The sequence below is a fragment of the Streptococcus sp. 263_SSPC genome (assembly GCF_001071995.1).
Classification (GTDB): domain Bacteria; phylum Bacillota; class Bacilli; order Lactobacillales; family Aerococcaceae; genus Granulicatella.
Genome location: NZ_JVNU01000060.1, coordinates 1 through 26,568, shown reverse-complemented (window position 1 = coordinate 26,568; position 26,568 = coordinate 1). Strand labels below are relative to the sequence as shown.

Genomic DNA, 26,568 nt, shown 5'->3' with positions numbered 1-26,568 from the left:
AAAGTTAAGAAAAGGTAAGAGAATGCTAGAAAAATAGGCAAGTGCTTAAAACTGTGGTATATTAATAACATCGATTAAAAAGAAAACCGATTGGAGAGGGAATTTTATGAAGAAAAAATTCGTAGGAGCATTAGCGATTGCATCAACTTTAGCATTAGCGGCTTGCTCAAATGGCTCAGCAGAAAACGTTGCAACTACTAAATACGGTAACGTTACAAAAGATGAATTTGTGACAGCAATGAAAGATTCTGTTGGGGAACAAACATTACAACGTTTAGTATTAACGAAAGTATTAGAAGGCTCTATTGAGGATGCAAAATCTCTTAAAACAGCTGCAGATGAAGAAGTGGCTAAATTAGTAGCTCAATACGGTGGCGAACCTAAATTATTAGCGGCTTTACAACAAAGCGGAATCACTTCTGTAGACGCATATCGTCAAACACTTTACTTAAACAAATTAATGACAGAAGCGGTTAAAAAAGCTGCGAACTTCTCAGAAGAAGACATCAAAGCATACTATGATGCGTGGGAACCACAAATTACAGTTCAACATATCTTAATTGCTGCTAAATCTGATGCATCTGACGAAGAAAAAGCAGCTGCTAAAACAAAAGCAGAAGAATTAATCCAACAATTAAAAGATGGTGCTGACTTTTCGGAATTAGCTAAAGCAAACTCTGCAGATACTGGTACTGCTGCAAAAGGTGGTCAAATTGGACCATTCAAACGTTCAGACATGGTAACTGAATTCTCAACAGCAGCTTATGACTTGAAGAACGCTGGAGATATCACTGAAACCCCAGTTCAAACTCAATTTGGATACCACATCATTAAGTTAGTATCTAAAGAAGAGAAGAAACCATTTGATGAAATGAAAGAACAAATGGAAAAAGAAATGTTAGATGCGAAATTGAAAGATTCTGCATACTTACACCAAACAATGGTAGATTTAGTGAAAGCTGCTGACGTGAAAATCACAGATGAAAGCTTACAAAACGCTTTGAAGAATTTCTTACAAGCAGCTGATTCAGAAACAACAACAACTGTTGCTAAATAAGACTGTTTTAACCTCTGCACGAACCTATCGTGTGGAGGTTTTCTTTATGCTAGAGTCAGTTTAATGGTTTTGTTTCTATTTCAAAAACAAATGTCTATAAATGGAAGAGTTTTGTTGACATCGAAAAGAATGGGCGTATAATGGAATCCATAACGCATTGAGATGGAAAGTACTCATCGGAGCACTGAGTAGAGAGCTTAGGGTTGGTGGAACTAAGTAGTGACGAAATGAGGAAGATGGCCATTGAGCGGACTTTCTGAGCAGTTGTAAGGGAAGTACGGGGCGCCCGTTATAGCGGTACGATTTCAACGCAGAGACGTGGAATCGGGTGAGGTTTATCTAGTGATGGATAAACGAATAAAGGTGGTAACACGGTATTTTTTGAAATGATCGTCCTTTGTCCTATTTGGGCAAAGGATTTTTTTATTGTGTTCGACAGTTTAAGGAGGAATGTTTCAAATCAATTCGCAACCAACACAACAAACGTAAAAAATGGAGGAAAAACAAAATGAAAATTAAACACTTATTTTTAACAGCCGTTGCAGCAATTACTTTAGCAGCGTGCGGAACCCAAAGTTCACAACAATCTAGCGAGGCTTCTAAAGCAACTGAAGCTCCAGCGCAAACAGTTAAAGTTGCCGTAGTAGGTAGCGCAGCACACGAAATCTGGGATTACGTAGCTGAAAAAGCGAAAAAAGAAAACATCAATATCGAAGTTGTAGAAATGAACGACTATGTATTACCAAATACAGCTCTTGAAGAAGGTTCTGTTCAAATGAACGCGTTCCAACACCGTGCGTATTTAGCACAATGGAACAAAGATAAAGGAACTGATTTAAAAGAAATCGGTACAACATTTATCACGCCATTATATTATTTCTCAACAAAATATAAATCATTAAAAGATTTACCAGAGAAAGCAAAAGTATTAGTTCCTAAAGAAGTAGCGATCCAAGGTCGTGCATTAGTAGCCTTACAAACAGAAGGTTTAATCACATTAAAAGATGGCGTTGGAACAAAAGCTTCATTAGCAGACATCACAAGCAACCCACGTAACTTAGAAATCATCGAAGCAGAATCAGCACAAGCTCCACGTTTATTACAAGACGTTGATGCAGCTTCAATCAATGGTTCAATGGCACAAGATGCTGGTTTGAAAATCGAAGACAACATCTTCTCAGATGCAAACCACTTAGATACAATTCCTAAAGATCGTTACAACATCATCGTTGTTAAAGCAGCAGATGCTGACAACCCAACATACAAAAAAATCGTTGAATTATATCAATCAGACGATGTAGCCAAAAAAATGAATGAAATCGCACCAGGACAATACTTCCCAGTGTGGAATTCAGATAAATAATCCCTTTAGACGTCAGAGTACAATGGTGCTCTGGCGTTTTTGTTTGGAATAGGAGCAGATTCTGATTGCGTGTAGTATAATGAAAGTGAAAGTTCGAACGTTGGAGGAAGAATGATGAAGACATGGATAAAACTAGCGTTGCTGTCGGTAGTAGCTGTTATGCTTGCAGCATGCGGAAAAAAGGAAAAAATCCCTCTACCATATGCGTTACAGTCAGATAGGATTTGGATGGATGTGCATCACGGAGAGAAAACAGAGTTAGATCCACATAACACGGTGACGGCGGTCTATCATTTTGATGGAAAAGGAAACGTGCTTGCCTATACAGGATTGGATTTGGACCTCGGGGATTTAGGAGGGAAGAATGAAAAACAAATTTTAGAACTAGCCCAAAAACAATTTGAACGAAATTTCTATCGCCATAAACAACAACTTCGAGAAAAATTGGAAGTCCAATTAGAGGCGCTGAGAAAGGAAGGTATTAAAGTATCGTGGGAGGGAAATTCTAAGGAAGTCCGAGAAAAATTGAAAAAGATAGATGAAAAAATTAAAGATTTACGAGAACAATTCAATGCAGTAGATTTCGCTGAATACGAAAGCCCAAAGCCTTCGCCAGTCAGCTACTCCTTTGGGAAATACGACAAAGACGAGTATAGAAAAGGCAAAACGCAGTTGATTGTAAGATTTGAGGTACAAGAACTTGCTGAAGAGTCGATGGAGTATATGAATGTAAGGGTTCAAAAATATTTGAGAGAAGGATTCTTTGCTTTAAATGCAAGTGAAGTCAAAGGTTCTTATTATGTAGGCCTCACAGAAGCAGGGCTAGAAGAGGATGAACCTGGGGATTATCATGATTTTATGACACCAGTGGAAAAAGATCGTAAAGGAATTAAATTAATAGAAGAATAACTAAAAGAAAAAGGAGTGGCGAACACCACTTCTTTTTTTGTTGTTAATATTCGTATTTAGAAACAGAATCACTTGTTTGACAATCTTGGAACAAAATAAAGTTAAATAAAACGAACAAAAATAAATTTTATAAGTTAAAATATACGTGTTTGATATTGTGAAACAAAAATAGTTCTAGTATACTTAAATCATCAAATAAACCAATAAAAAGGAGTTATCATTTCAATGGATAAGTTTTTTAAACTGAAAGAGAACGGCACGAACGTTTCAACAGAGTTTTTGGCTGGATTAACGACATTCTTCGCGATGTCCTACATCATTTTTGTCAATCCGAACATTCTTAGTAAAACAGGGATGCCATTCCAAGCAGTCTTCTTATCAACGATTATTGCAACAGTTGTCAGTACATTAGTGATGGGTCTTTTCGCAAACGTTCCTTACGCATTAGCACCAGGGATGGGGTTAAACGCGTTCTTTACATTTACAGTTGTATTCGGCCTTGGATTCACTTGGCAAGAAGCATTAGCAATGGTATTTATTTGTGGTTTATTCAACATTTTCATTACTGTAACAAAAGTTCGTAAGATGATTATTAAAGCCATTCCGGTCAGTATGCAACATGCCATCGGGGGCGGGATTGGGATTTTCATCGCTTATATCGGTTTAAAAAATGCTAATCTATTAGAATTCCTTTCTGATTCAAAAACGATTACTCAAGTCAACGGTGCTGCGTATAATGTCGCAACAGAAGCTTACAAAGGCGGCGTGTTCAGCGTGAATTCAAACGGTGGAATCGTTCCATCTCTTGTAAACTTCACGTCTCCAGGCGCACTCCTTGCAGTGATTGGTTTAGTCATTACTGTAGTCTTATTATTGAAAAAAGTTCGTGGGGCTATCTTGCTTGGGATTGTTTTAACAACACTTTTAGCGATTCCAATGGGGGTTGTCGATTTATCAAAAGTAAGTTTTGAAAGCAACTCACTAGGAGCAGCGTTCAATGACTTAGGCACAACATTCATGGCCGCCTTTGGTTCTGAAGGAATCGTAAAACTCTTCTCTGACCCAGCGCGCTTACCGTTAGTATTTATGACGATTTTCGCATTCAGCTTATCAGATACATTTGACACACTTGGAACCTTCATCGGGACAGGTCGTAAAACAGGAATCTTCTCTGAAGAAGACGAACGTCAACTTGAAAACGGATCTGGGTTCTCTTCTAAGATGGATAAAGCCTTATTCGCAGATGCCATCGGTACTTCTATCGGGGCTATCTTTGGGACTTCTAACACTACAACTTATGTTGAAAGTGCAGCCGGAATCGGTGCTGGTGGACGTACTGGTTTAACAGCAGTCGTTACAGCAGGTCTCTTCCTGTTATCAACATTACTAGCACCATTCGTGGGTATCGTTCCTGCAGAAGCAACAGCGCCAGCGTTAATTATCGTTGGGGTGATGATGCTTTCTTCATTCGCTGATGTGAAATGGGACGAATTAGATGAAGCCATTCCAGCGTTCTTTGCCGGAATCTTCATGGCACTTTGCTACAGTATCTCTTACGGTATCGCAGCTGGATTCATCTTCTACTGCTTAGTGAAAGTCATTACTGGTAAAGCAAAAGACATTCACCCAATTTTATGGGTCGCTACAGGATTATTCATCCTTAACTTCATTATCTTAGCTCTTTTATAAGAGTAAACATCAGCTGATAGTGAACACACTTATTTAAACTTTAGCCATAATAGGGCACCTAAGTATTTTTGCTTAGGTGCTTTTCCTTTTATTTCATGATAGGATAGAGGAGACAGAAAGGGAGTTGACTATGACAGAACAAACAACTGAAATCACTGCTTACGAGCGTTCCGTAGCGCTTGTGAAGGCAGAACTCACTCAATATAAACCAAAACAAATCGATACGGTATTAGGTCTCTTGCAAGATGGCAATACGGTACCGTTTATTGCGCGTTATCGTAAAGACCAAACCGGTTCTTTAGATGAGGTGCAAATCCGTGAAATCGAAGAGCGCCAACGTTATTTGGAAAACTTCGAAAAACGCAAAGAAGAAATTAGCCGTCTCATTGACGAACAAGGCAAACTGACGCCAGAGATTACGGCTGCGTTAAGCAAGGCAACAACTTTAACAGCGTTGGAAGATATTTACCGTCCGTATAAACAAAAACGCCGCACGAAGGCAACGATTGCTAAAGAAGCTGGACTAGAGCCGTTCGCATTATGGTTACTCATGACGACGAAGGATTCTGTAGAGGAAAAAGCGGCCACTTTTATCAATGAAGAAAAAGCGATTCTAACGATCGAAGATGCGATTAACGGTGCCGTAGAAATTATTGCCGAATGGATTTCCGATGAAGCGAAATACCGTAAACAATTACGTCAATTTACGCAAAAGAACGGTGTCGTGAAATCTGTCGTGAAGAAGGAAGAGCTCGACGAGAAGAAAGTCTACGAAATGTACTATGACTACGAAGAGCCAGTGAAATCTATCGTTCCTCACCGCGTGCTTGCCTTAAACCGTGCAGAAAAAGAAGATGTAGTCCGCGTTACGATTGAAGTCGACGTGACAAATCCTCTTACAAAGATTAAAGAAGAGAAAATCAAAAATCCGTCATCACCATCTGCACCGATTGTCGAAGGCGCTATTGAAGAAAGCTACAAACGATTCATCGGACCAGCCATCGAACGCGAAATCCGAAATGAATTAAGTGAAAAGGCGCAAACGCAAGCCATCGCCATCTTCGGTGAGAACTTGAAGAACTTATTATTACAAGCGCCAATGAAAGGTCAAGTCATCTTAGGGCTCGACCCAGCGTACCGTACAGGATGTAAATTAGCGGTAATCGATGAAACAGGGAAAGTGCTTGGCAAGTCTGTGATTTACCCTCACGTAGGAGCTTCAGAAGCCAAACGTTCTCAAGCAGGCGGACAATTCCGTCGCATCGTGGAACAATATGGCGTAACACTTGTGGCGATTGGGAACGGAACGGCTAGCCGTGAGTCTGAACAATTCGTGGCAGAGCAGTTACGACAAATCCCTCGCAAGGTGGTTTATACTATCGTCAGCGAAGCAGGGGCCTCTGTTTATTCTGCCAGCGATATCGCGCGTCAAGAGTTCCCTGATTATCAAGTCGAAGAACGTTCTGCAGTTAGCATCGCTCGTCGTTTGCAAGACCCACTTGCGGAACTTGTAAAAATCGATCCAAAAGCAGTTGGGGTTGGACAATACCAACACGACGTCCCAGAAAAACAATTAGATGAGCAGCTAGACTTTGTCGTTGAAACAGCCGTGAACAAGGTTGGGGTCAACGTGAATACGGCTAGTGCAGCTCTCTTAGAACACATTGCCGGATTAACGAAAACAACAGCCGCTAATGTGGTTGCTTTCCGTGACGAAAATGGTAAGTTCACAAACCGTACGCAATTGAAGAAAGTGCCTCGCTTAGGGCAAAAAGCTTACGAGCAAGCCGTTGGTTTTTTACGAATCATTGATGGAACGAATCCATTTGACGGCACTGACATTCACCCAGAGTCTTATGATGTCGCTAAAGCCATTTTGAAAAAAGCCAATGCCGAAAAACTAGCGCTTGGTTCACCAGAGTTGGAAGAAGCTCTTAAAGGGCTGAATACTAAAGAATTGAAAGAAGAATTTGGCATCGGACAAGAAACGCTGGAATTAGTGCTGGATGGATTATTGAAACCAGGACGTGACCCTCGTGAAGAAGTCGCAGGACCAATCTTACGTAGCGATGTCTTGAAGATGGAAGACCTACAAGTAGGAATGGAACTCGAAGGAACCGTTCGTAACGTAGTGGACTTCGGCGCATTCGTCGATATCGGTGTGAAACAAGACGGACTTGTGCATATTTCGAAATTGAAAAAAGGCTTCGTAAAACATCCAAGTGATGTCGTTGCGGTTGGGGATATCGTGACGGTTTGGGTGACGGAGCTTGACCTCAAAAAAGGTCGTGTCGGCCTCTCTATGATTGGACCGGAAAATAAATAATTACGCTGCTATTACTGCGTTCTGCAGGAAGTCTTCATAGTAGCGACAATAGCTGTATCGGTGGGCTGTTGTTGCTACTATAGATTCCGTGCAGAACTCCGTAATAGCATTTTTTATACAATCATAAAGATGCCTTAGTGGAAGGCGAGCGAGTATTGCAGTTCCTAGTAAGAACTCCATATTAGATTTTCTGTACAACCATAAAGAGGATTTAGTGAGTGCACAGCTTTGGCTAGATGGAATGTAGCATTCTCTTTTAGTTACTTGCACAGAAAAAACTACTAACAGAGTGGAAAGCAGAAAAATTATTGCTGCATAAAGATGATTCCGCAAAGACTAACGGATTCTATAATCACAGTAACGTGATACGCATCGAAAGTGAATTAAGCGGAGTAGGGACTTGTCCCGTACTCCGCTTTTGAAGCTTCGAAGGTGAGAGACCTATTGGCTCGAACCGGTGCAACGTTACAGTGATTATGAAGACATCCGTTAGGAAAGGCGGAATCATTTCTTTTATAAAGAGCACCACAGCGAACTCTAAATTTTCAGTAAATTCCACTTGCATTAGTGGTATTTTTTTGTGGATGCAAGTATACTAAAAGAGTATATGCTTTGAGCATGGAATATAGAAAGGGGAGTGTGAGATGACTCAAAATCCTGCTTTAGTTCAGTTGACAGAAAATGCCAACCAAATTTATCAACTCATTTCAAAACAAAAAACACATCTTTGCTTGGCAAAATGCCCAGCATTCGAAGAAATTATCGATACACAATTATTTGGTTTATCGAAACAAGTGGATTTCGCAGTGTCACTTGGATTAATTCACGCGAACGAAGGCCACAAAATTATGGCTGATTTAGAATACGCATTAAACGACATGTATACGCAAGTGTACGAAGAGTCGCGCCAAAATTAGAGGAGGCTTGACGTGTTAAACTTTCATGAAAAAATGAAGCACCTTCTCAATGTGGATCCACTCATTATGGGGTTGTATTCGGTACTTTCGATTTTCGGACTCGTCATGATTTATAGTGCAAGTAGTTATTACGCTCTTGCCAATCAAGGGAACTCAGAAGCGTTTATGGTGAAACAACTTGTCTTTATCATCATCGGAATTGTGATGGCACTTGGGATTTCCGTTCTTCCTGAGAAGTTGTTGAAGGAAGAAAAAGTCATGATGGGAGTCGCAGGAGTTATCTTTATCCTGCTAGTGATTGTATTATTTACTCCGAGTGTAAACGGGGCGAAGAGTTGGATTAACTTGAAACTCTTCAGTTTACAACCATCTGAACTAGTAAAACTATTTGTGATTTGGACATCGGCTTATTTTTATAGTAAAAATGAGCGTAGCAAACGCGATTGGAGATTTTATCTTATTCCAGCGGGAATTACGATTTTCTTCATTGGAATGGTCATGCTTCAACCGGACTTAGGAACGTCTATCATTATTGCGGGTGTTGCTGTACTACTCGGTCTTATGACAGGTGTCTCAAACCGCGCGCTAGCGTTTTGGGGTGTGGGGTTTGCAGGAATGTATGGCCTCACTTATTTAGACGCTTCGATTTTTGAGAAATTCGGATTAAAAGCGTACCAATTAAGCCGTTTTACATCCTTCCATAATCCATGGAGTGATCCAGCAGGTGCTGGTTATCAATCGATTCAAGGTTATCTTGGTTTATCAAGAGGTAGCTGGATTGGAACAGGATTATCGAATTCTGTTCAAAAAACTGGGTTCCTACCAGAAGCCCATACCGATTTTATTTTAGCGATTGTCGGAGAAGAGTTAGGATATATTACAATCTTTATTCTCCTTCTTGCGATTTTTGGTTTAATCATCGCGATTATCCGCAAAGGAAATAAATGTCGTAATCTTTTTGGAAAATACTTATGCTACGGTGTGGCGATTTTATTCTTGATTCAATCAGGAATTAATATCGGAGCGCTTGTTGGGGTAGCGCCTTTAACAGGGGTGCCATTACCGCTTATCAGTTACGGTGGGTCGAGCTTCTTTGCATCCAGTGCCGGAATCGGTCTAGTATTATGGGCTATCCGACGTGATAAAGAAAGTCGCGAACAAACGCCACCACCAACAAGAGAAGGTCTTCCAGAAGAGGAAGAAGAAAAAATTATCGAATTAAAAGCTATGTAGAAGGGAGAAACAATGGAGCAACAAGAAAGACAAGCACTCGTTGTTTGGTTGTATACATTGAAACCAATTAAACAGTTGAAGAAGTTTGGGAATATTCACTATATTTCGAAACGCTTAAAATACATCTATTTATATGTTGCTAAAGATGAAGCCGAAAGCGTAATGGAACGCTTATCGACATTCCACTTCGTTCGTAAAGTGGAGCCATCATTGCGACAAGAACTTCGTATGGATTTCACGCAGATTCTTCCAGAATTACGTGAGGAAATCGAAAAAGAAAAAGCAGAGAAAAAAGCTGCAGAACTATAATACAAAAGAAGCCGTGCCCTTCGACGAGGACACGGCTTTTCATTTTATAATTATAATAGGAAGATTCCGGATAAAATGGATAGAATTCCCAGAACCGCAGCTACTTCTAAAAAGAGGAGTGTCGATGATGCGGTAAAGAGAGTGTGCTTCTTGTGCTCCTTATTAGGAGTGAAGCTCTTCAGGAAAAGGGTGAAGAAGTCGGTGCGACTTAAATAAGCAAAAATACCAATCATTAAACAAACAAGTGCGCACATAAAAAGAGCGTTGCTAAGGGCAAGTAGACTAAAGGGGCCCGTCAGCGTTACATAGCCCATACATAATAATAGTAGGATTCCTGAGATGAGTCCTATTTTTTTATAGTCGAATGACATAAGCTTCCTCCTTTTTGTGTCGTTCTTTCCACTGTATCAGAACTTTTGGCAATGCGCAATGGCTAGCCTGAAACTAATTAGTTGAAACTTTAATTCTATAGATAGTATGATGAAACAGAATTAAGATATCGATGGAGGTGCAGAGTTGAAAAACTATTTAAAATATATCGGGAAACGTGTATTTTACATGTTTCTAACCTTATTCCTGATTGCTACGATTACATTCTTTCTAATGAAACTATTACCTGGGTCTCCATATGCCAATGAAGAACAGTTAACGCAGGCACAACTAGAAATTATGAATGCTAAGTATGGCCTCGACAAGCCTGTATTTGTTCAATATTTGATTTACATCACTGGATTATTCCGTTTAGACTTTGGAGAATCGTTCCAATATAACTCAACAGTCGCAAACTTGATTTTCTCGCGTGTAGGACCAAGTTTCCAATTAGGGTTTCAAGCCTTAATCTTCGGGACAATCGTTGGTTCACTACTCGGTATGATTGCGGCCATGAAACAAAACACATGGGTGGACACACTCGCAACATTCTTTGCGATTATTGGACGTTCGGTTCCAAGTTTCGTGTTTGCCGTTGTGCTTCAATTAATCTTTGGAGTGATTTTCCCAATTCTACCAATTGCGCTATGGAATCAAGGATTTATCTCTTCGATTCTTCCAACAATGGCGCTGGCGATTTCACCAATTGCCGATTCTGCGCGTTTTGTAAGAACGGAAATGGTAGAAGTATTGCATTCGGACTATATTGAATTGGCACGTGCGAAGGGCTTAAGCCGTTTCGAAGTCGCGTTCAAGCATGGATTTAGAAATGCGATTATTCCACTGGTGACTATCCTTGGACCAATGCTCGTTGGACTTATGACAGGGTCGATGGTCATCGAAAACATCTTCGCGATTCCTGGGATTGGGGAACAATTTGTCAAATCAATTTTAACGAATGACTACCCAACAATTATGGGAGTAACAATGCTTTATTCGGCATTACTCGTATTTGTGATTTTAATTGTAGACTTGCTATACGGATGGATTGATCCTCGTATTCGTATTACTGATGAAGGAGGGGAAGCGTAATGGCAGAATTAACAGAAAAAGAGTTATTCCAACGTGTGGATTTAACGCATAGTGCTGACCGTGAAAAAATCGCTGCACCTTCTCTCAACTTCTTACAAGATTCATGGAGACGATTGACGAAAAATAAAGGAGCCTTAGTATCGCTCTTTATTATTCTAGTGATTGTATTACTAGCGGTCTTAGCGCCGGTTATTGCACCATTTGATCCATTGGAACAAAACACCGAATTTGCGAACTTACCAGCGCGTATTCCAGGTCTCTTCAACGGATACCGTAACGGCGTCGATGTGTATGCGCAACAAGGAGTTCCAGAAGGCGTAAACTTCTTCTTTGGAACGGATAACCTTGGTCGTGACTTATTCTCACGTGTGCTTTACGGGACACAAACATCGCTCATTATCGCTTTTGTGGCAGCGTTGTTTGATATTACGATTGGTGTGACATACGGAATTATTTCTGGATGGTTCGGCGGACGTGTGGATACTGTGATGCAACGTTTCTTAGAAATCATCTCAGCGATTCCAAACTTAATCATTCTTGTATTAATGTTACTCGTGTTAAAACCAGGTCTCGTATCGATTATTATCGCGATTGGATTTACTAGCTGGGTAACAATGGCGCGTGTCGTTCGTGCGCAAACCTTGAAACAAAAGAATTTAGAATACATCTTAGCATCTCGTGCACTAGGACAAAGTTTCTGGAAGATTGCTTTTAAACACTTATTGCCAAATATGGCAGGTTTAATCATCATTCAGACAATGTTCTCTATTCCATCAGCGATTTTCTTTGAAGCCTTCTTAAGTTTCCTTGGAATCGGAATTCCGAGTCCGGATGCGTCTCTTGGAGCTCTTATTAATGGAGGGTACAAAACATTCCGTTTATATCCGCACTTGATGTGGTTCCCTTCAGGAGTGCTCTGTGTTCTAATGATTAGCTTTAACTTATTGGCAGATGGTTTACGAGATGCCTTTGACCCGAAAATGAAAGACTAGGAGGATTCGAATGAGCGAAACTATTTTATCGATTGAAAACTTACGAATCCACTTCGAAACATTTGCGGGAGAAGTACAAGCGATTCGTGGAGTGAATCTAAAGTTAGAAAAAGGCGAAACACTTGCTCTTGTCGGTGAGTCCGGCTCAGGGAAAAGTGTGACTGCCAAAAGTATCATGAAACTATTATCGAATAACGCGGTCGTTAAAGAGGGCACTATCACTTTTAAAGGTGAAAACATCCTCGAAAAGAGCGAACGTGATATGCAATCGATTCGTGGGAAGAAAATCGCCATGATTTTCCAAGACCCAATGACGTCACTCGACCCTACGATGAAGATTGGAAAACAAATTACAGAAGTAATTATGAAGCACGAGAAAGCCTCAAAAGAAGAAGCCGATAAACGTGCTGAAGAATTACTAGAGCTTGTAGGTATTCCAAATGCCAAAGAGCGTATGAAACAATATCCTCACCAATTCTCTGGTGGGCAACGTCAACGGATTGTCATCGCTATTGCCTTAGCATGTAATCCAGATGTGCTGATTGCCGATGAACCGACAACAGCGCTTGACGTGACGATTCAAGCACAAATTTTAGAGCTTTTAAAAGAACTGCAACAACAATTCCAAATGGCAATTATCTTTATCACGCATGATCTCGGTGTGGTGGCCAATGTCGCAGACCGTGTAGCCGTCATGTATGCCGGAAAAGTCGTTGAAGTAGGAACAGCGGATGAAGTGTTTTACAATCCGCAACATCCATATACTTGGGGATTGCTTCGTTCAATGCCAACGTTGCATACAGGAGATACGCTCTATGCGATTCCTGGAAGTCCACCAGACTTACTCGACCCACCAGTCGGAGATGCTTTTGCGCTTCGTAGTGATGTGGCGCTTGAGATTGACCGTGTGAAGGAACCACCGATGTTTGAAGTGAGTCCAACACATTTTGCAGCAACATGGCTCCTGGATCCGCGTGCTCCAAAAGTACCTGTTCCTGAAGAAATCGTGAGAAGACGAAACCTCTTCTTTACAGAAGGAGGACAGGCGCATGACTAATACAGAAAATAGAAAAAAACTAGTTGAAGTAAAACACTTAAAACAGTATTTTGGTTCAAAGAAAAATGTAGTGAAAGCCATCGATGATATTTCCTTTGAGATTTATGAAGGCGAAACATTCGGTCTCGTTGGAGAGTCTGGTTCAGGAAAATCAACGACTGGACGTGCCTTACTTCGTTTATATAAACCAACCGATGGCGAAATTCTCTTCGAAGGAAAAGACATCGCGAATTTAAAAAAAGGAAAAGAATTGCTCGAGTTTCGTAAAGAAGCGCAAATGATTTTCCAAGATCCTTATGCATCTCTTGATGGCCGTATGAAAGTACGTGATATTATTGCAGAAGGCATTGATATTCATGGTCTTGCGAAAACAGCAGAAGAACGCGATGCCATGGTGGATGAACTGCTTGAAACAGTTGGATTGAATAAAGAACATGCGAATCGTTATCCACATGAATTCTCAGGCGGTCAACGCCAACGGATTGGGATTGCGCGTGCTTTAGCTGTGAATCCAAAATTCATCGTCTGTGATGAAGCCATTTCAGCGCTAGACGTATCGATTCAAGCGCAAATCGTGAACTTACTCAAGAGATTACAAAAAGAAATCGGACTGACGTATTTATTTATCGCCCATGACTTATCCATGGTGAAATACATTAGCGACCGTATCGCAGTGATGTATCGTGGTCGTATTGTGGAAATGGGTTCTGCGGACTGCGTGTATAATAACCCGCAGCATCCGTATACGAAAAGTCTGCTTTCAGCCATTCCTCTTCCAGATTCGCGCGAAGAAAAGAATCGCAAACGTTTGGTGTATAAAGGGGAAGAGTTTAGCGAAAAAGCAAGCCTACAAGAGGTGGAACCTGGGCATTTTGTTCTTCGTTAAGTAATAAGAAATCGCTAAGAAAATCGTACTTTTTATTGAAGGTATAGACATTTTCACAAGAATTCTGTAAAATAACAGTACTATCCACTTAGAGGATAGCCCGTACATGGTTGCGGAGAAGAGGATCTGCCCGAAATGGAGCAGTACCGAATATAGAACCTTAATGAGAAGGGAGAGAGAGTTATGTCAAATCAAGAAGTTTTTGATAAAGTAGCTCAACTAATTGCGAACCGCTTTAGCGTTGACGTAGAAACAGTAACGGAAGGCATGACATTCCAACAAGACTTAGGAGCAGATTCACTAGATGTTGTGGAATTAGTTATGGAATTAGAAGACGAATTTGGTGTTCAAATTTCTGACGAAGATGCAGAAAACATTACAACAATTGGAGACGCAGTTAATTATATTGCAGCTCATCAATAAGAAAATGGGAAAGCCGGAAGTAAAAACTTCCGGCTTTTTTGTGCTTCTGCTAGAAACGTTGATAGAATGCGAATGTTGAGAAAAAAGAAGAAAGAAATGTCCCTTCTTTGTGGACAAATGAGCCATAATGTGCTGAAATTGCGATAATGACGCGGTTTTTATGATTAAAAGTAAATGAATTTTCGGTAAAAAAATGGTGAGAAATAGAAATAAAGGTTGCAGTAATGAAGGAATGGGAGTATTATTTAAGTTATTCTAATATCATCCAATTTGGAGGGAAACACATGAACAAAAAAGCAATTGCTGGTTTATTAGGTGCTGCTTCATTAGTAACTTTAGCTGCATGTAATAACAACAAAGCTAGCGGAGATTCTTCATCAAACGCTAAAACCGAAGAACGTAAATTCGCTTCTGAAGTAACAAATGAAGGGACTGCTATCAAAGGCGGAACAGTTAACTACGCTATCGTATCAGCTTCACCATTTAAAGGGTTAATTAACCCATTATTATATGTGGATTCAGGTGACGGTACTTTAGTTGACTTAGCATTCGCACAATTATTTGACTTTGATGCAAACCAACGCATTAAAAAAGATGGCGGTATGATGGAGTTCACTTTAGACAGAGAAAATAAAACTGTGACATTGAAACTTCGCTCTAAAGACTACAAATGGTCTGACGGACAACCTTTAACAATCGACGACTACATTTTCACTTATGAATTCATCGGACGTAAAGATTACGAGGGAGTTCGTTACGATGAAAATGCTGAAAACATCGTTGGTATGAAAGACTTCCACGAAGGTAAAGCAGATAAAATTTCTGGTTTAGAAAAAGTGGATGACCAAACTGTTAAAATTCACTTAGAAGAAGTTTACCCAGCCTTAGAAATGGGTGGTGGCGCAATCTTCGGACAAATGATTCCAAAACACGTCTTCAAAGATATGTCTTATCAAGATGCTGTTAAATCAGATAAAAGCCGTACAGATGTTGTAGGTAACGGACCATTCGTCGTTGACAAAGTGGTTCCTGGTGAATCTGTAACATTCAAGAAAAACCCTTACTACTACAAAGGCGAACCTAAAGTGGATGGCTTAAAAGCGGACGTTGTATCTCCAGACTCAGTCGTTCAAGAAATGAAAGCTGGTAAATATGACATGGCTTCAATGCCTGCAGATCAATACGATACTTATAAAGATTTATCGAACATCACATTACTCGGTAACATCACAAACAGTATTTCTTATGTTGGTTTCAACATGGGTCACTTTGACAAAGAAAAAGGTGAACACGTATTCGAACCAGGTAAGAAGATGAGTGATCCAGCTTTACGTAAAGCAATTGCTTATGCTTTAGATAACGATCAAGTAGCAAAAGAAACTTACGAAGGATTACGTATCTCTGCTAACACATTATTATCTCCATTCTTTGGTGAAATCTATGCAGATAAATCAGAAATCCCAGGATTCACATACAACCCAGAAGAATCTAAGAAAATCTTAGCAGATGCTGGATACAAAGATACTGATGGTGATGGTTATGTTGAAGATAAAGATGGTAAACAATTAACAATCACATTATTAGTAGCTGCAGGCAGCCAAACAGACGATGCTGTTGTTCAACAGTACATCGAATGGTGGAAAAATGTAGGTCTACGCGTTGAATTATTAAACGGTCGTGCGTTAGAATTTAACTCATATGCTGAAAAATTAACTAAATACGCTGATGACTTCGATATGTGGTTAGGTGGATTCACAATCGGTTATAATCCTGACCCAGATGGATTATACGGACCAAAAGCTCGTTTCAACTTTGGTCACTATGTAAACGATGAACACACTAAATTAATTAGTGAAATTGCTTCTTCAGAATCATTTGATGCAGCTAAACGTGTTGAATTATTCAAACAATGGCAAAAATTCGTGTTCGAAAATCCGTTCGAAATCCCACGTTTCAACTCTTACTCATTAACAGCAGTAAACAAACGTATCAAACATATGGATATTGCTCAAGGTCAAGATACTGGATGGGAAGAAGTAGAATTACTATCTGAAACAGGTGTATCTGCTAAATAATTGAATCGAATTCAATCATAAGGTCTCGCATTTGCGAGGCCTTTTTTGTTGGGTGAAAGAGTAAGAAAACACGATAAAATCACTAGTTTCAGATAGTTTAAACAAAGTACTTAAAATGAACTTAAAATTTTTAGAGATTTTGCTTGCAAAAAATTAAAATTATGTTAAAATTAACACCAAGAATTAATTTGTCAGACAATTCAACATACTGAGGAAGTTGAATCGGGTGTCTGAGAGCGGAGGAAAAATGAAAAAGAAGAGTTTAGTATTCTTATCAGCTGCAGCAGCGCTAACATTAGCAGCATGTGGTTCAGCAAATAACAGCAACACTTCATCAGAAGCATCAAAAGCTTCTTCAAAATCAAAATTTAACGCAGAAGTGACACATGATGGGACACCAATCCAAGGCGGAACATTAAAATACGCACTTGTAGCGGCTTCACCATTCAGTGGTATCTTCATTGATGAATTAGCATCAAACTCAACTGACTCAACAATCGCGAGCCAAGTGGACCAATCAATGTTCGAGTACGATGAAAACCGTAAATTAACAAACACTGGTTTAGCTTCTATCGAATTAGATGTTGAAAACAAAACAGCGACAATTACTTTAAACGCTAAAGACTACAAATGGTCAGACGGACAACCATTTACAATCGATGACTACATCTTCGCTATCGAAGCAATCGGTAACAAAGACTACACTGGTTCTCGTTACAATGACCGTTACACAAACATCGTAGGGATGAAAGACTTCCACGAAGGTAAATCAGATAAAATCTCTGGTGTTGAAAAAGTGGATGATTACACAGTGAAACTTCACTTTGAAAAAATGTTACCATCAATGCAATTAGCAGGTGGTGCAATTCCAGCATACACAATGCCAAAACACATCTTTAAGGATATCCCTGTAAAAGAATGGGAACAAAGTGAATATGTTCGTGGGAATAAAGTAGTAGGTCTTGGTGCCTTCACAATCGAATCAGTAGTTGCAGGGGAATCTGTAACATTGAAAGCAAACGAAAACTACTACAAAGGTCGTCCAAAATTAGATAAAGTAGTAATGCAAGTTGTATCACCAGATGCAATCGTTTCAGAAATGAAAGCTGGTAACTACGATATCGCTACAATGCCAAGTGCCCAATACGAAGCATTTAAAGATTTAACAAACGTAACTTACGTAAGTGCATTCGCGCCTTCTTATGAATATATCGCGTTCCACTTAGGTAAATACGACAAGGCTCAAGGTAAAAACGTTACAGATCCAAATGCGAAAATGGCTGATGTAAACTTACGTCAAGCGATGGGTTATGCATTAGATATCGACGCAGCCGGTGAAAACTTATATAACGGATTAAACTATGGTACAAACTCAATCATCTTACCATTCTTCAAAGACGTATATAACAAAGAACAAGAAGGGTTCACATATAACCCAGAAAAAGCTAAACAATTATTAGATGAAGCTGGATATAAAGACGTAGATGGCGACGGACTTCGTGAAAATAAAGATGGTTCTAAATTACAAATCAACTTTGCTGCACGTACTCGTGATGCTGCCAATGAATCATTAGTTCAACAATACTTATTATGGTGGAAAGAAATTGGATTGGACGTACAACTTTACACAGGTCGTACAATCGAATCTAATAACTTCTACGAAAAAGTTCAATCGGATGATCCAGAAATCGATGTATTCGCAGCTGGATGGAGTGTTGGTTATGATCCAAACCCAGCGAACTTATTCGGTGAAACTGCTAAGTTCAACTTCTCTCGTTATGTTAACGAAGAAGGTACTAACATCATCAAGAAAATTGCTTCTACAGAAGCATTTGATGAAGCTAAGAACGTAGAATTCTACAAAGAATGGCAAGCATACGCTAAAGACAAAGCGTTCATTATTCCAACTTTAGTAGGGGACAGCGTAACAGCGGTTAACAAACGTGTGAAATACTATGACACTTCAATCGCAACTAAAGATTCAAAAGCACAATTATACCAATTAGAAGTAACTTCTGATACACCAGCTAAATAATAAATTCAAAAAGCCTAGGAGGATTCCTAGGCTTTTTCATTATGAAAAAACTTTCCAAAAATGAGAAATAAATTATGAAAATTAAAAAAAGATTAGAAAAAGTATTGCAATTATTAAAAAGTTGGAGTATGATAAGTTCAACATAAATTTATGGATACACTCAAAAGCCTTAAAATAAAAGAATGGAGACTGATTATGATGAAAAAGAGAAATGTGATGATTCTGTTTTCTGCAACGGTTGCGCTAACGTTAGCAGCATGTGGTAGTAAAGAACAATCATCTTCAACAAGTAGCAATGCCGCAAAAACGAAATACGCTTCTGAAGTCACTCACGATGGAACTCCAATTAAAGGTGGAACATTAAAATACGCGATTGTATCTTCGTCACCTTTCTCTGGTATTTTTGCGGATGAGTTATCTGCGGATACAAATGACTCAACTATTGGTGGTTTGGTTGATGAAAGTATGTTTGAATATGATGAAAACCGTAAGTTAACAAATACAGGTCTTGCAAGCATCAAATTTGATGTTGAAAATAAAACTGCAACAGTTACTTTAAATTCAAAAGACTATAAATGGTCTGATGGACAACCCGTAACTATTGATGACTACATCTTTGCTTATCAAGCCATCGGTAATAAAGATTATACAGGTGTTCGTTACGATGATGATTATAAAAATGTAGTCGGTATGGAAGATTACCATGATGGAAAAGCAGATAGTGTTTCTGGTCTTGAAAAAGTGGATGATTATACAGTGAAAATTCACTTCAAAGAAATGAGCCCATCCATGCAATTAGCAGGTGGTTCAGTTTGTGCATACATTATGCCAAAACATATCTTCAAAGATATTCCTGAAACTGAATGGGAACAAAGTGATTATGTACGTGGTACAAAATTTGTCGGTCTTGGACAATTCAAGATTGAATCCATCGTAGCAGGGGAATCTGTGACATTAGTTCCAAATGAACACTACTATAAAGGTGTAGCAAAAGTTGATAAAGTCGTAATGGAAGTTGTATCTCCAGATAACATCGTTTCAGAAATGAAGGCTGGGAACTACGATATCGCAACAATGCCAAACTCACAATACGAAGCTTATAAAGATTTAACTAATGTAACGTTAATCAGTTCTGAAGCGTCAGCGTATGAATATATAGGTTTCCACTTAGGAAAATATGACAAAGAAGCTGGTAAAAACGTAACAGATCCAAATGCGAAAATGGCCGATGTAAAACTTCGTCAAGCAATGGCATACGCTCTCGATATTGATGCGGCAGGTCAAAACTTGTATAACGGCTTGCAACACTCTTCAAACTCAATCATCATTCCGTTCTTTAACGATATCTATAACAAAGAACAAGAAGGATTCACTTATAACCCAGAAAAAGCAAAACAATTGCTAGATGAAGCGGGATATAAAGACGTTGATGGTGACGGTTTACGTGAGAACAAAGATGGCTCAAAACTACAAATTAACTTTGCAGCACGTACTCGTGATGAAGCCAATGAATCACTTGTTCAACAATACTTGAACTGGTGGAAAGAAATCGGGTTAGATGTAAAACTTTATACAGGACGTACTATTGAATTGAACTCATTCTACGATAAAGTTCAAGCGGATGACCCAGAAATTGATGTATTCGCGGGCGGTTGGACTACAGGTTACGATCCAAATCCAGAAGGATTATTTGGAGAATCTGCGAAATTCAACTTTGAACGTTATGTGGATGCTGAAGGAACTGCCATCATGGATAAAATTAGTTCAACAGAATCATTTGATTCAGCTAAAAACGTTGAGTTCTATAAAGAATGGCAACAATACGTTCACGATAAAGCATTTATCTTCCCAACGTTAGTCGGAGAATCTATTACAGCAGTAAACAAACGTGTGAAATACTACGATGTTAACTTGGGTAGCCAAAAATCAGCGCTCTACCAAGTTGAATTAACAAGTGACACTGCTGCTAAATAAGAATTGAATGGAGATGAGCTTTGGCTCGTCTCTTTTTGTTTACGCAATATTAACAGAATAAATGAGAACGCATTAACGACGCGATTAGAGACGAATTTGAAAACAAAATTAAAATAACATGAGAAAAGTTAATTTTTTGCTCATAAATAATGGTAATCACGCAGGATTCATGGTAAACTAAAAATACGCTGTATCTGCGCTCGAATTGTCATACAATTTGCAATCAGAGAGCATGCAACGTATAATAGAAACGTTGTTTTATTATTTTATATATTGAAATAGTTAACCAAAGAAAATAAGGAGGAATCGGATTTGACAATTGATAAGCCACTATTAGAAATCAATAACTTACACGTTGGTTTCCGTATCAAAGATGATTTTTATGATGCAGTAGATAATGTGTCATTAACATTAGAAAAGAATGAAATTTTGGCCATCGTTGGGGAATCAGGATGTGGGAAATCTACATTAGCGACAACCATCATGGGCTTGCATAACAAAAATAATACAAAGATTACAGGGGACATCATTTATAACGATGTGAACTTAGTAAACTTAAACGAAGCGTTATATAACAAAATTCGCGGAAATGATATCGGTATGATCTTCCAAGATCCATTGGCTTCATTAAATCCTTTAATGACAATTGGTGCTCAAATCGACGAAGCTCTTTATTATCATACAGAATTAAATGAAAAAGAACGTACTGAACGCGTACTTGAATTGTTAGGACAAGTAGGGATTCCAAACCCACAACGTACTTACAAACAATATCCACACGAATTATCAGGTGGGATGCGTCAACGTGTGGTTATCGCGATTGCTTTATCATGTAAACCACCAATCATCATTGCCGATGAACCAACAACTGCCTTAGACGTAACAATCCAAGCGCAAATCTTAGACTTATTAAATGATATCCAAAAAGAAACTGAATCAGGTATCATCTTAATCACTCACGACCTTGGGGTAGTAGCAGAAACTGCGGACCGTGTAGCCGTGATGTATGCTGGACAATTTGTGGAAGTAGCACCTGTTGAAGAGCTATTCACAAATCCTAAACATCCTTATACACGTTCATTACTACAATCAATCCCACAAGCGGGATCTGAAGGCGAAGAGTTACACGTGATTCAAGGAACAGTGCCACCGTTACCAAAATTACCACGTAAAGGTTGCCGTTTCGCACCACGTATTCCATGGATTTCAGCGGACGCTCACGAAGAGGATCCATCATTACATGAAGTCGGTCCAAACCACTTCGTTCGTTGTACATGTTATAAACATTTCCATTTTGAAGGGGAGGAAGCATAATGAGCGGTTTTGTAACCATTGAAGATTTAAAAGTTCACTATCCGATTCGTAGTGGCTTCTTTAACCGAGTAACGGATCATGTTTATGCGGTAGACGGAGTATCACTTGAAATTGAAGAAGGTAAAACTTACGGTCTTGTTGGAGAATCAGGTTCTGGTAAATCAACAATTGGTAAATCGATTATTGGTCTAGAACACGTAACAAGCGGTAAAGTAATTTACGAAGGTGAAGACGTAACAAATAAAGCACGTCGTCGTACTTCAGACTATAACCGTAACGTACAAATGATCTTCCAAGATTCACTATCAAGTTTTAACCCTAAAAAACGTATCTTAGATATCGTGGCTGAGCCATTAAGAAACTTCGAACGTTTATCTCCAGATGAAGAGAGAAAACGCGTGATCGAATTAATGGAAATCATCGGATTATCTGAAGAAGCATTATTAAAATATCCACACCAGTTCTCAGGTGGCCAAAGACAACGTATCGGTGTTGCTCGTGCCTTAGCAAGTAACCCTCGTTTAATCATCGCCGACGAACCAGTATCAGCGTTAGACTTATCTGTACAAGCGCAAGTGTTAAACTACATGAAACGCATCCAAGATGAGTTCAACTTAAGTTACTTATTCATTTCCCATGACCTTGGGGTTGTGAAACATATGTGTGATGAGTTATTCATCATGTACCGTGGACGTTTCGTTGAAACAGGGAAAGCGGAAGATATTTACGCGAACCCACAACACATCTATACAAAACGTCTATTGTCTGCGATTCCGGTAATCGATCCAGAAAACCGTGAAGCAAACAAACTACGTCGTAAAGAAGCTGAGAAATTCTACCAAGAAAATCAACAACTTTACTACGATGAAAACGGTCGTGTGTTTGATTTACAAAAAATCTCTGACTCACACTTTGTTGCATTAAATCCAAAAGGAGGAAAATAATTATGTGGAAAACCATTTTACGTCGTGTGTTATTAATGTTGCCACAAATCTTCATCCTTAGTGTGCTAGCATTCTTAATCGCGAAGATGATGCCAGGGGATCCATTTACAGGTTTAATTACTCCAGAAACGGATCCAAATACAATTGAAGCTCTACGTGTGAAAGCCGGATTCTATGATCCACTTCCTGTTCAATATTGGAACTGGATTTCAAAAGCATTCCGCGGAGACTTCGGTCAAAGTTATACTTACAAATATGAAGTAACAAAATTAATTGGTGAACGTATTGGTAACACAGTATGGTTATCATTATTAACATTGATTTTAACTTACTTAATTGCATTACCATTAGGGATGATTGCAGGTCGTTACCAAAACACTTGGGCTGACAAAGCAATCGTAGTATATACATTTATTACTTACTCAATCCCAGTATTCGTATTCGCCTTAGTATTATTATGGTTATTTGGTTATACATTAGGATGGTTCCCAACTCGTGGATCTGTCGATTCAGATGTTGTTGCTGGAACACTTGGCTATTATATAAACAAATTCCATCACATGATCTTACCTGCGTTTACGATGGCGATTCTTTCAACTACTGGTACGATTCAATACTTACGTACTGGGGTTATCGATGCGAAGAGCCAAGACTACGTTCGTACAGCACGTGCGAAAGGGGTTCCTGAAAATGTTGTGTTCAACCGCCACATCTTCCGTAACTCAATCTTGCCAATCGCAGCCTTCTTAGGATATGAATTCACTGGTTTAATCGGTGGTTCAGTGTTCATTGAAAACATCTTCTCATATCCTGGAATGGGGAACTTATTCGTAACATCAATCACAGGACGTGACTACTCAGTAATCTTAGCGTTACTATTACTCTTCGGTACAGCGACTCTTCTAGGTACGCTATTATCTGATATTATCATGAGTATTGTAGACCCACGTGTTCGTGTACAATAATAAAAGGAGGAGTAGCAAATGGAGCAAAATAATGTAAATACAGTTGAAGAAACTGTCGTTGAAGAAAGCACCGTATCTACACCGCCTGCTGGTTTTCAGGTTATTGTACGGGAGTTTTTAAAAGATAAATTAGCGCTTTTTGCGTTAATCTTACTAACGTTAATTTTCTTAATCATCTTTATTGGACCATACTTCATCGACCAAGAAACTGCTCTTAAAGTAAATATCTTAGGTCGTTATAAAGCCCCAACAAATGCGCACATTTTAGGGACTGACGAAAGTGGTCGTGACGTTTTAGCCCTCTTAATCATTGGGGCTCGTAACTCAGTATTAATCGGCTTCTCAGTTACAATCTTGACATGTATCGTTGGTATCATCGTTGGATTGATTTCTGGTTACTACGGTAAGTGGGTGGACACAACTTTAATGCGTGTCGTTGACTTTATCATGATCTTACCAACATTGATGATCATCATCGTGTTCGTAACAGTGATTCCAAACTACACAATGTTCCACTTCGTATTTATCATGACAGCCTTCTATTGGGTAGGTTCTGCTCGTTTATTCAGAACACGTACTCTTCAAGAAGCAAGCTTAGACTATGTAAATGCATCTAAGACATTAGGTTCAAGTGATATCCGTATCATGTTCCGTGAAATCTTGCCAAACTTAAGTTCATTAATTATCGTTAACTTAATCTTACGTTTAGCAGGGAACATCGGTATTGAAACAGGGTTAACTTACCTAGGGTTCGGTTTACCATTTACAACACCATCACTTGGTACATTAATCTCTGCAGCGAAAAATGCGGACATCATCGAAAACAAATTATGGGTTTGGTTACCAGCCACAATCTTAATCTTAATCATGATGTTATGTATCAACTATGTTGGTCAAGCCTTACAACGTGCAGCGGACTCTCGCCAACGTTTAGGTTAATCTTTAAAATTAGAGAAGAGATTGAAGGAAACTTCAGTCTCTTTTTTTGTGCTAAAAAATCCAATTTGAAATTTTTTTCGTATCTAATAGAGAAGAAAAATTAGGATTTTGGTATTAGGTTGTGAAATAGGAGGTAATCTAGTAAAATAGAGAATACAAATGGCGAAAGGAGTGGCCAAGATGAAGGTTAGTGAATCATTTGAAACAGTCTTAAAGAACCGTGACTTGAAACTGGATAAGAAGGATTTAGGCGACGGTGGAATGGCGTTTCTTGGTCTGTATTCAGAAGGAGAAGCCGAGTTTCCGTTTAGCGTCGTATTCGATGATAGCGAGGACCGTACCGATTACCAAATTACCTATGAAGGAATCGGCAATGGAAAAGACTTAGGCTTAGATTTATTTGATGTGCTCTATTCCATTAATCGCTTGAATCAAGAGTTAGTGGCATACTACACGCTACTCGTGGATTCAGACGGCGAGCTCTTTATTCGCTATGTGGGCCGTGTAACTCCATTTGAAACTTTCACTTTGTATGAATTACTCGTGATTGGTTCAAAAATTGCCTCAGAAGTACGTAGAACATTATTAGAGTTAAAGGATGAGAACGATATTTAAGAAGTATTCCCATTTGATAAAGCCATTCGACATTATTATTGTGCTTGTGTTATTGGCGCTATCATTTTTACCAAATGCCATCTTTGCTTATCAATAAGCAACGAGTAAAGAAGAAGCAAAAATTTACGCGATTCTCACAATTGACGGAGAAGAAATCGAGCGCTTTGAACTCAGTGAAAATGCACCACATGAAGAGTTCATCTACTTCCCGCACGACGACCAATATAATATTATTTAAGTCGATGGAACGCGTATTCGTGACAAGGAAGATAATAGTCCAGACCAAATCGCAGTACAAACGGGATGGATTTCCCAGCCGGGACAGACCAGTATCTGCTTGCCACATGGGTTGATGATTGAGATTGTCTCAACCGAGCCCGCGACTAGTGATAATGACGCCATTATCCCGTTATAAAACAATGTGAAGTTCGCTACAGTCGTGGCGAACTTTTTTCTTTGCCAAGACTGTTCCCTTTCCAAGGAGGAGAGCATTTTGCCCGTTGCCTAGCGGTGCGCTAAATGGACTGAAATCACACAGCGCATTTTTTGGCACTGACCCCCGTAAATGAGAATTAAATAAAAACACCTCCAAGTTGGATTTGATACAATATTATCAAATGCTCATGGAGGTGTATTTTTATGGCAAAAAAACGTGTGGCTTATTCTGTCGATACAAAGAATAAAGCCGTAGAAATGAAATTACAGGGATATACTACAAAACAAGTGATGCAGGAGTTAAACATTAAAAATGAAACTCAAGTAAAAACATGGTTTAGATGGTATAAAAATGGAGAAACTCATCGTTTCCACCAACAGGTGGGGAAACAATATTCCTATAATAAAGGAATAGCTGAACTTTCAGAAATCGATCAATTAAAATTAGAATTACAAAGAAAAGAAGTTGAATTAGAAATATTAAAAAAATACAAGGAATTGGAAAGGAAGTGTCGCCTCAAGCAGTTGTAAAATTAGTAGAAGAATTGAAAGGTAAATATACAGTTCATTTAATCTGTTTTTGCCTTAATGTACCCATATCTACTTACTACCGATGGAAAAAGAAAGACTTTTCTCCAACCGTTATCGAG

Annotated in this window: 22 protein-coding genes, 2 pseudogenes and 1 other annotated feature; of the genes and pseudogenes, 23 read left to right on the top strand and 1 reads right to left on the bottom strand. The window is 39.1% G+C overall.

The genetic code is table 11. The features are described from left to right. The first annotated feature begins 106 nt into the window (after window positions 1-106). The 8 genes from ADH02_RS09125 to ADH02_RS09090 all read left to right on the top strand — a co-directional run bounded on the left by ADH02_RS09125 (window position 107) and on the right by ADH02_RS09090 (window position 9,803). Entirely contained in the window at window positions 107-1,057 is a 951-nt protein-coding gene (locus ADH02_RS09125) for a peptidylprolyl isomerase (RefSeq protein ID WP_048784358.1), read from the top strand. Window positions 1,058-1,205: 148 nt separating this feature from the next. After that, window positions 1,206-1,458: a binding site (T-box leader), on the top strand. Between the two features lie 107 nt (window positions 1,459-1,565). Beyond that, window positions 1,566-2,420, top strand: a complete 855-nt coding sequence (locus ADH02_RS09120) for a MetQ/NlpA family ABC transporter substrate-binding protein (protein ID WP_048784356.1) — start codon at window positions 1,566-1,568, stop codon at window positions 2,418-2,420. Between the two features lie 111 nt (window positions 2,421-2,531). Continuing rightward, entirely contained in the window at window positions 2,532-3,329 is a 798-nt protein-coding gene (locus ADH02_RS09115; RefSeq protein WP_160312876.1) for a lipoprotein, read from the top strand. Window positions 3,330-3,554: 225 nt separating this feature from the next. Then, entirely contained in the window at window positions 3,555-5,018 is a 1,464-nt protein-coding gene (locus ADH02_RS09110; RefSeq protein ID WP_048784352.1) for an NCS2 family permease, read from the top strand. A gap of 130 nt (window positions 5,019-5,148) precedes the next feature. Further along, the gene (locus ADH02_RS09105) at window positions 5,149-7,344 is read left to right on the top strand and encodes a Tex family protein (RefSeq protein ID WP_048784351.1); all 2,196 of its coding nucleotides are present in this window, start codon (window positions 5,149-5,151) and stop codon (window positions 7,342-7,344) included. A 644-nt stretch (window positions 7,345-7,988) separates the two neighbouring features. Then, complete coding sequence (locus ADH02_RS09100; RefSeq protein WP_048784348.1) at window positions 7,989-8,261, top strand: DUF1507 family protein; 273 nt, start codon at window positions 7,989-7,991, stop codon at window positions 8,259-8,261. A 12-nt stretch (window positions 8,262-8,273) separates the two neighbouring features. Then, window positions 8,274-9,494, top strand: a complete 1,221-nt coding sequence (locus ADH02_RS09095; RefSeq protein WP_239681756.1) for an FtsW/RodA/SpoVE family cell cycle protein — start codon at window positions 8,274-8,276, stop codon at window positions 9,492-9,494. Window positions 9,495-9,506: 12 nt separating this feature from the next. Continuing rightward, window positions 9,507-9,803, top strand: coding sequence for a YlbG family protein (locus ADH02_RS09090; RefSeq protein ID WP_048712297.1), 297 nt, complete (start codon window positions 9,507-9,509; stop codon window positions 9,801-9,803). Between the two features lie 50 nt (window positions 9,804-9,853). Here ADH02_RS09090 and ADH02_RS09085 read toward each other — a convergent pair whose 3' ends face one another. Beyond that, window positions 9,854-10,174 (bottom strand): DUF3899 domain-containing protein, encoded by a 321-nt coding sequence (locus tag ADH02_RS09085; RefSeq protein ID WP_048784347.1) that lies wholly within the window; start codon window positions 10,172-10,174, stop codon window positions 9,854-9,856. 145 nt (window positions 10,175-10,319) lie between these two features. Here ADH02_RS09085 and opp3b point away from each other — a divergent pair, with 145 nt between their 5' ends. From opp3b to ADH02_RS09015, 15 genes and pseudogenes are all read left to right on the top strand, one after another. Beyond that, window positions 10,320-11,264 (top strand): oligopeptide ABC transporter permease, encoded by a 945-nt coding sequence (gene opp3b, locus ADH02_RS09080; RefSeq protein WP_048784346.1) that lies wholly within the window; start codon window positions 10,320-10,322, stop codon window positions 11,262-11,264. Continuing rightward, complete coding sequence (opp3C, locus tag ADH02_RS09075; protein ID WP_048712288.1) at window positions 11,264-12,256, top strand: oligopeptide ABC transporter permease; 993 nt, start codon at window positions 11,264-11,266, stop codon at window positions 12,254-12,256. The genes opp3b and opp3C overlap by 1 nt, the downstream gene beginning before the upstream one ends. Before the next feature lie 10 nt (window positions 12,257-12,266). Continuing rightward, window positions 12,267-13,313 carry an ABC transporter ATP-binding protein gene (locus tag ADH02_RS09070; protein ID WP_048784344.1) on the top strand — a complete coding sequence of 349 codons (1,047 nt, stop codon included), beginning with the start codon at window positions 12,267-12,269 and terminating at the stop codon, window positions 13,311-13,313. Then, window positions 13,306-14,199: an ABC transporter ATP-binding protein gene (locus tag ADH02_RS09065; RefSeq protein WP_048784342.1), complete on the top strand. Its 894-nt coding sequence runs from the start codon at window positions 13,306-13,308 to the stop codon at window positions 14,197-14,199. Before ADH02_RS09070 ends, ADH02_RS09065 begins: the two co-directional genes overlap by 8 nt. Window positions 14,200-14,382: 183 nt before the next feature. Then, a complete protein-coding gene (gene acpP / locus ADH02_RS09060; protein WP_048712281.1) occupies window positions 14,383-14,622 on the top strand; it encodes an acyl carrier protein in 240 nt (79 codons plus the stop codon). Window positions 14,623-14,906: 284 nt separating this feature from the next. After that, on the top strand, window positions 14,907-16,697 hold the full coding sequence (locus ADH02_RS09055; RefSeq protein WP_048784340.1) for an oligopeptide ABC transporter substrate-binding protein: 1,791 nt from the start codon (window positions 14,907-14,909) through the stop codon (window positions 16,695-16,697). A 247-nt stretch (window positions 16,698-16,944) separates the two neighbouring features. Next, window positions 16,945-18,732 carry an oligopeptide ABC transporter substrate-binding protein gene (locus tag ADH02_RS09050; protein ID WP_048784381.1) on the top strand — a complete coding sequence of 596 codons (1,788 nt, stop codon included), beginning with the start codon at window positions 16,945-16,947 and terminating at the stop codon, window positions 18,730-18,732. A 198-nt stretch (window positions 18,733-18,930) separates the two neighbouring features. Beyond that, a complete protein-coding gene (locus tag ADH02_RS09045; RefSeq protein WP_082161753.1) occupies window positions 18,931-20,706 on the top strand; it encodes an oligopeptide ABC transporter substrate-binding protein in 1,776 nt (591 codons plus the stop codon). A gap of 312 nt (window positions 20,707-21,018) precedes the next feature. Then, window positions 21,019-22,020, top strand: coding sequence for an ABC transporter ATP-binding protein (locus ADH02_RS09040; RefSeq protein ID WP_048784338.1), 1,002 nt, complete (start codon window positions 21,019-21,021; stop codon window positions 22,018-22,020). After that, window positions 22,020-22,964 carry an ABC transporter ATP-binding protein gene (locus ADH02_RS09035; RefSeq protein ID WP_048784337.1) on the top strand — a complete coding sequence of 315 codons (945 nt, stop codon included), beginning with the start codon at window positions 22,020-22,022 and terminating at the stop codon, window positions 22,962-22,964. Before ADH02_RS09040 ends, ADH02_RS09035 begins: the two co-directional genes overlap by 1 nt. Before the next feature lie 2 nt (window positions 22,965-22,966). Next, window positions 22,967-23,929: an oligopeptide ABC transporter permease gene (gene opp4B, locus ADH02_RS09030; RefSeq protein ID WP_048784336.1), complete on the top strand. Its 963-nt coding sequence runs from the start codon at window positions 22,967-22,969 to the stop codon at window positions 23,927-23,929. An 18-nt stretch (window positions 23,930-23,947) separates the two neighbouring features. After that, entirely contained in the window at window positions 23,948-24,868 is a 921-nt protein-coding gene (locus ADH02_RS09025; RefSeq protein ID WP_048784334.1) for an ABC transporter permease, read from the top strand. Window positions 24,869-25,048: 180 nt separating this feature from the next. Beyond that, the gene (locus ADH02_RS09020; protein ID WP_152903918.1) at window positions 25,049-25,483 is read left to right on the top strand and encodes a hypothetical protein; all 435 of its coding nucleotides are present in this window, start codon (window positions 25,049-25,051) and stop codon (window positions 25,481-25,483) included. Next, a pseudogene (locus tag ADH02_RS09405) lies at window positions 25,467-25,898 on the top strand (NusG domain II-containing protein). The gene ADH02_RS09020 and the pseudogene ADH02_RS09405 overlap by 17 nt, the downstream one beginning before the upstream one ends. A 224-nt stretch (window positions 25,899-26,122) precedes the next feature. Then, window positions 26,123-26,568, top strand: a pseudogene (locus ADH02_RS09015) (IS3 family transposase); the annotation flags it as partial.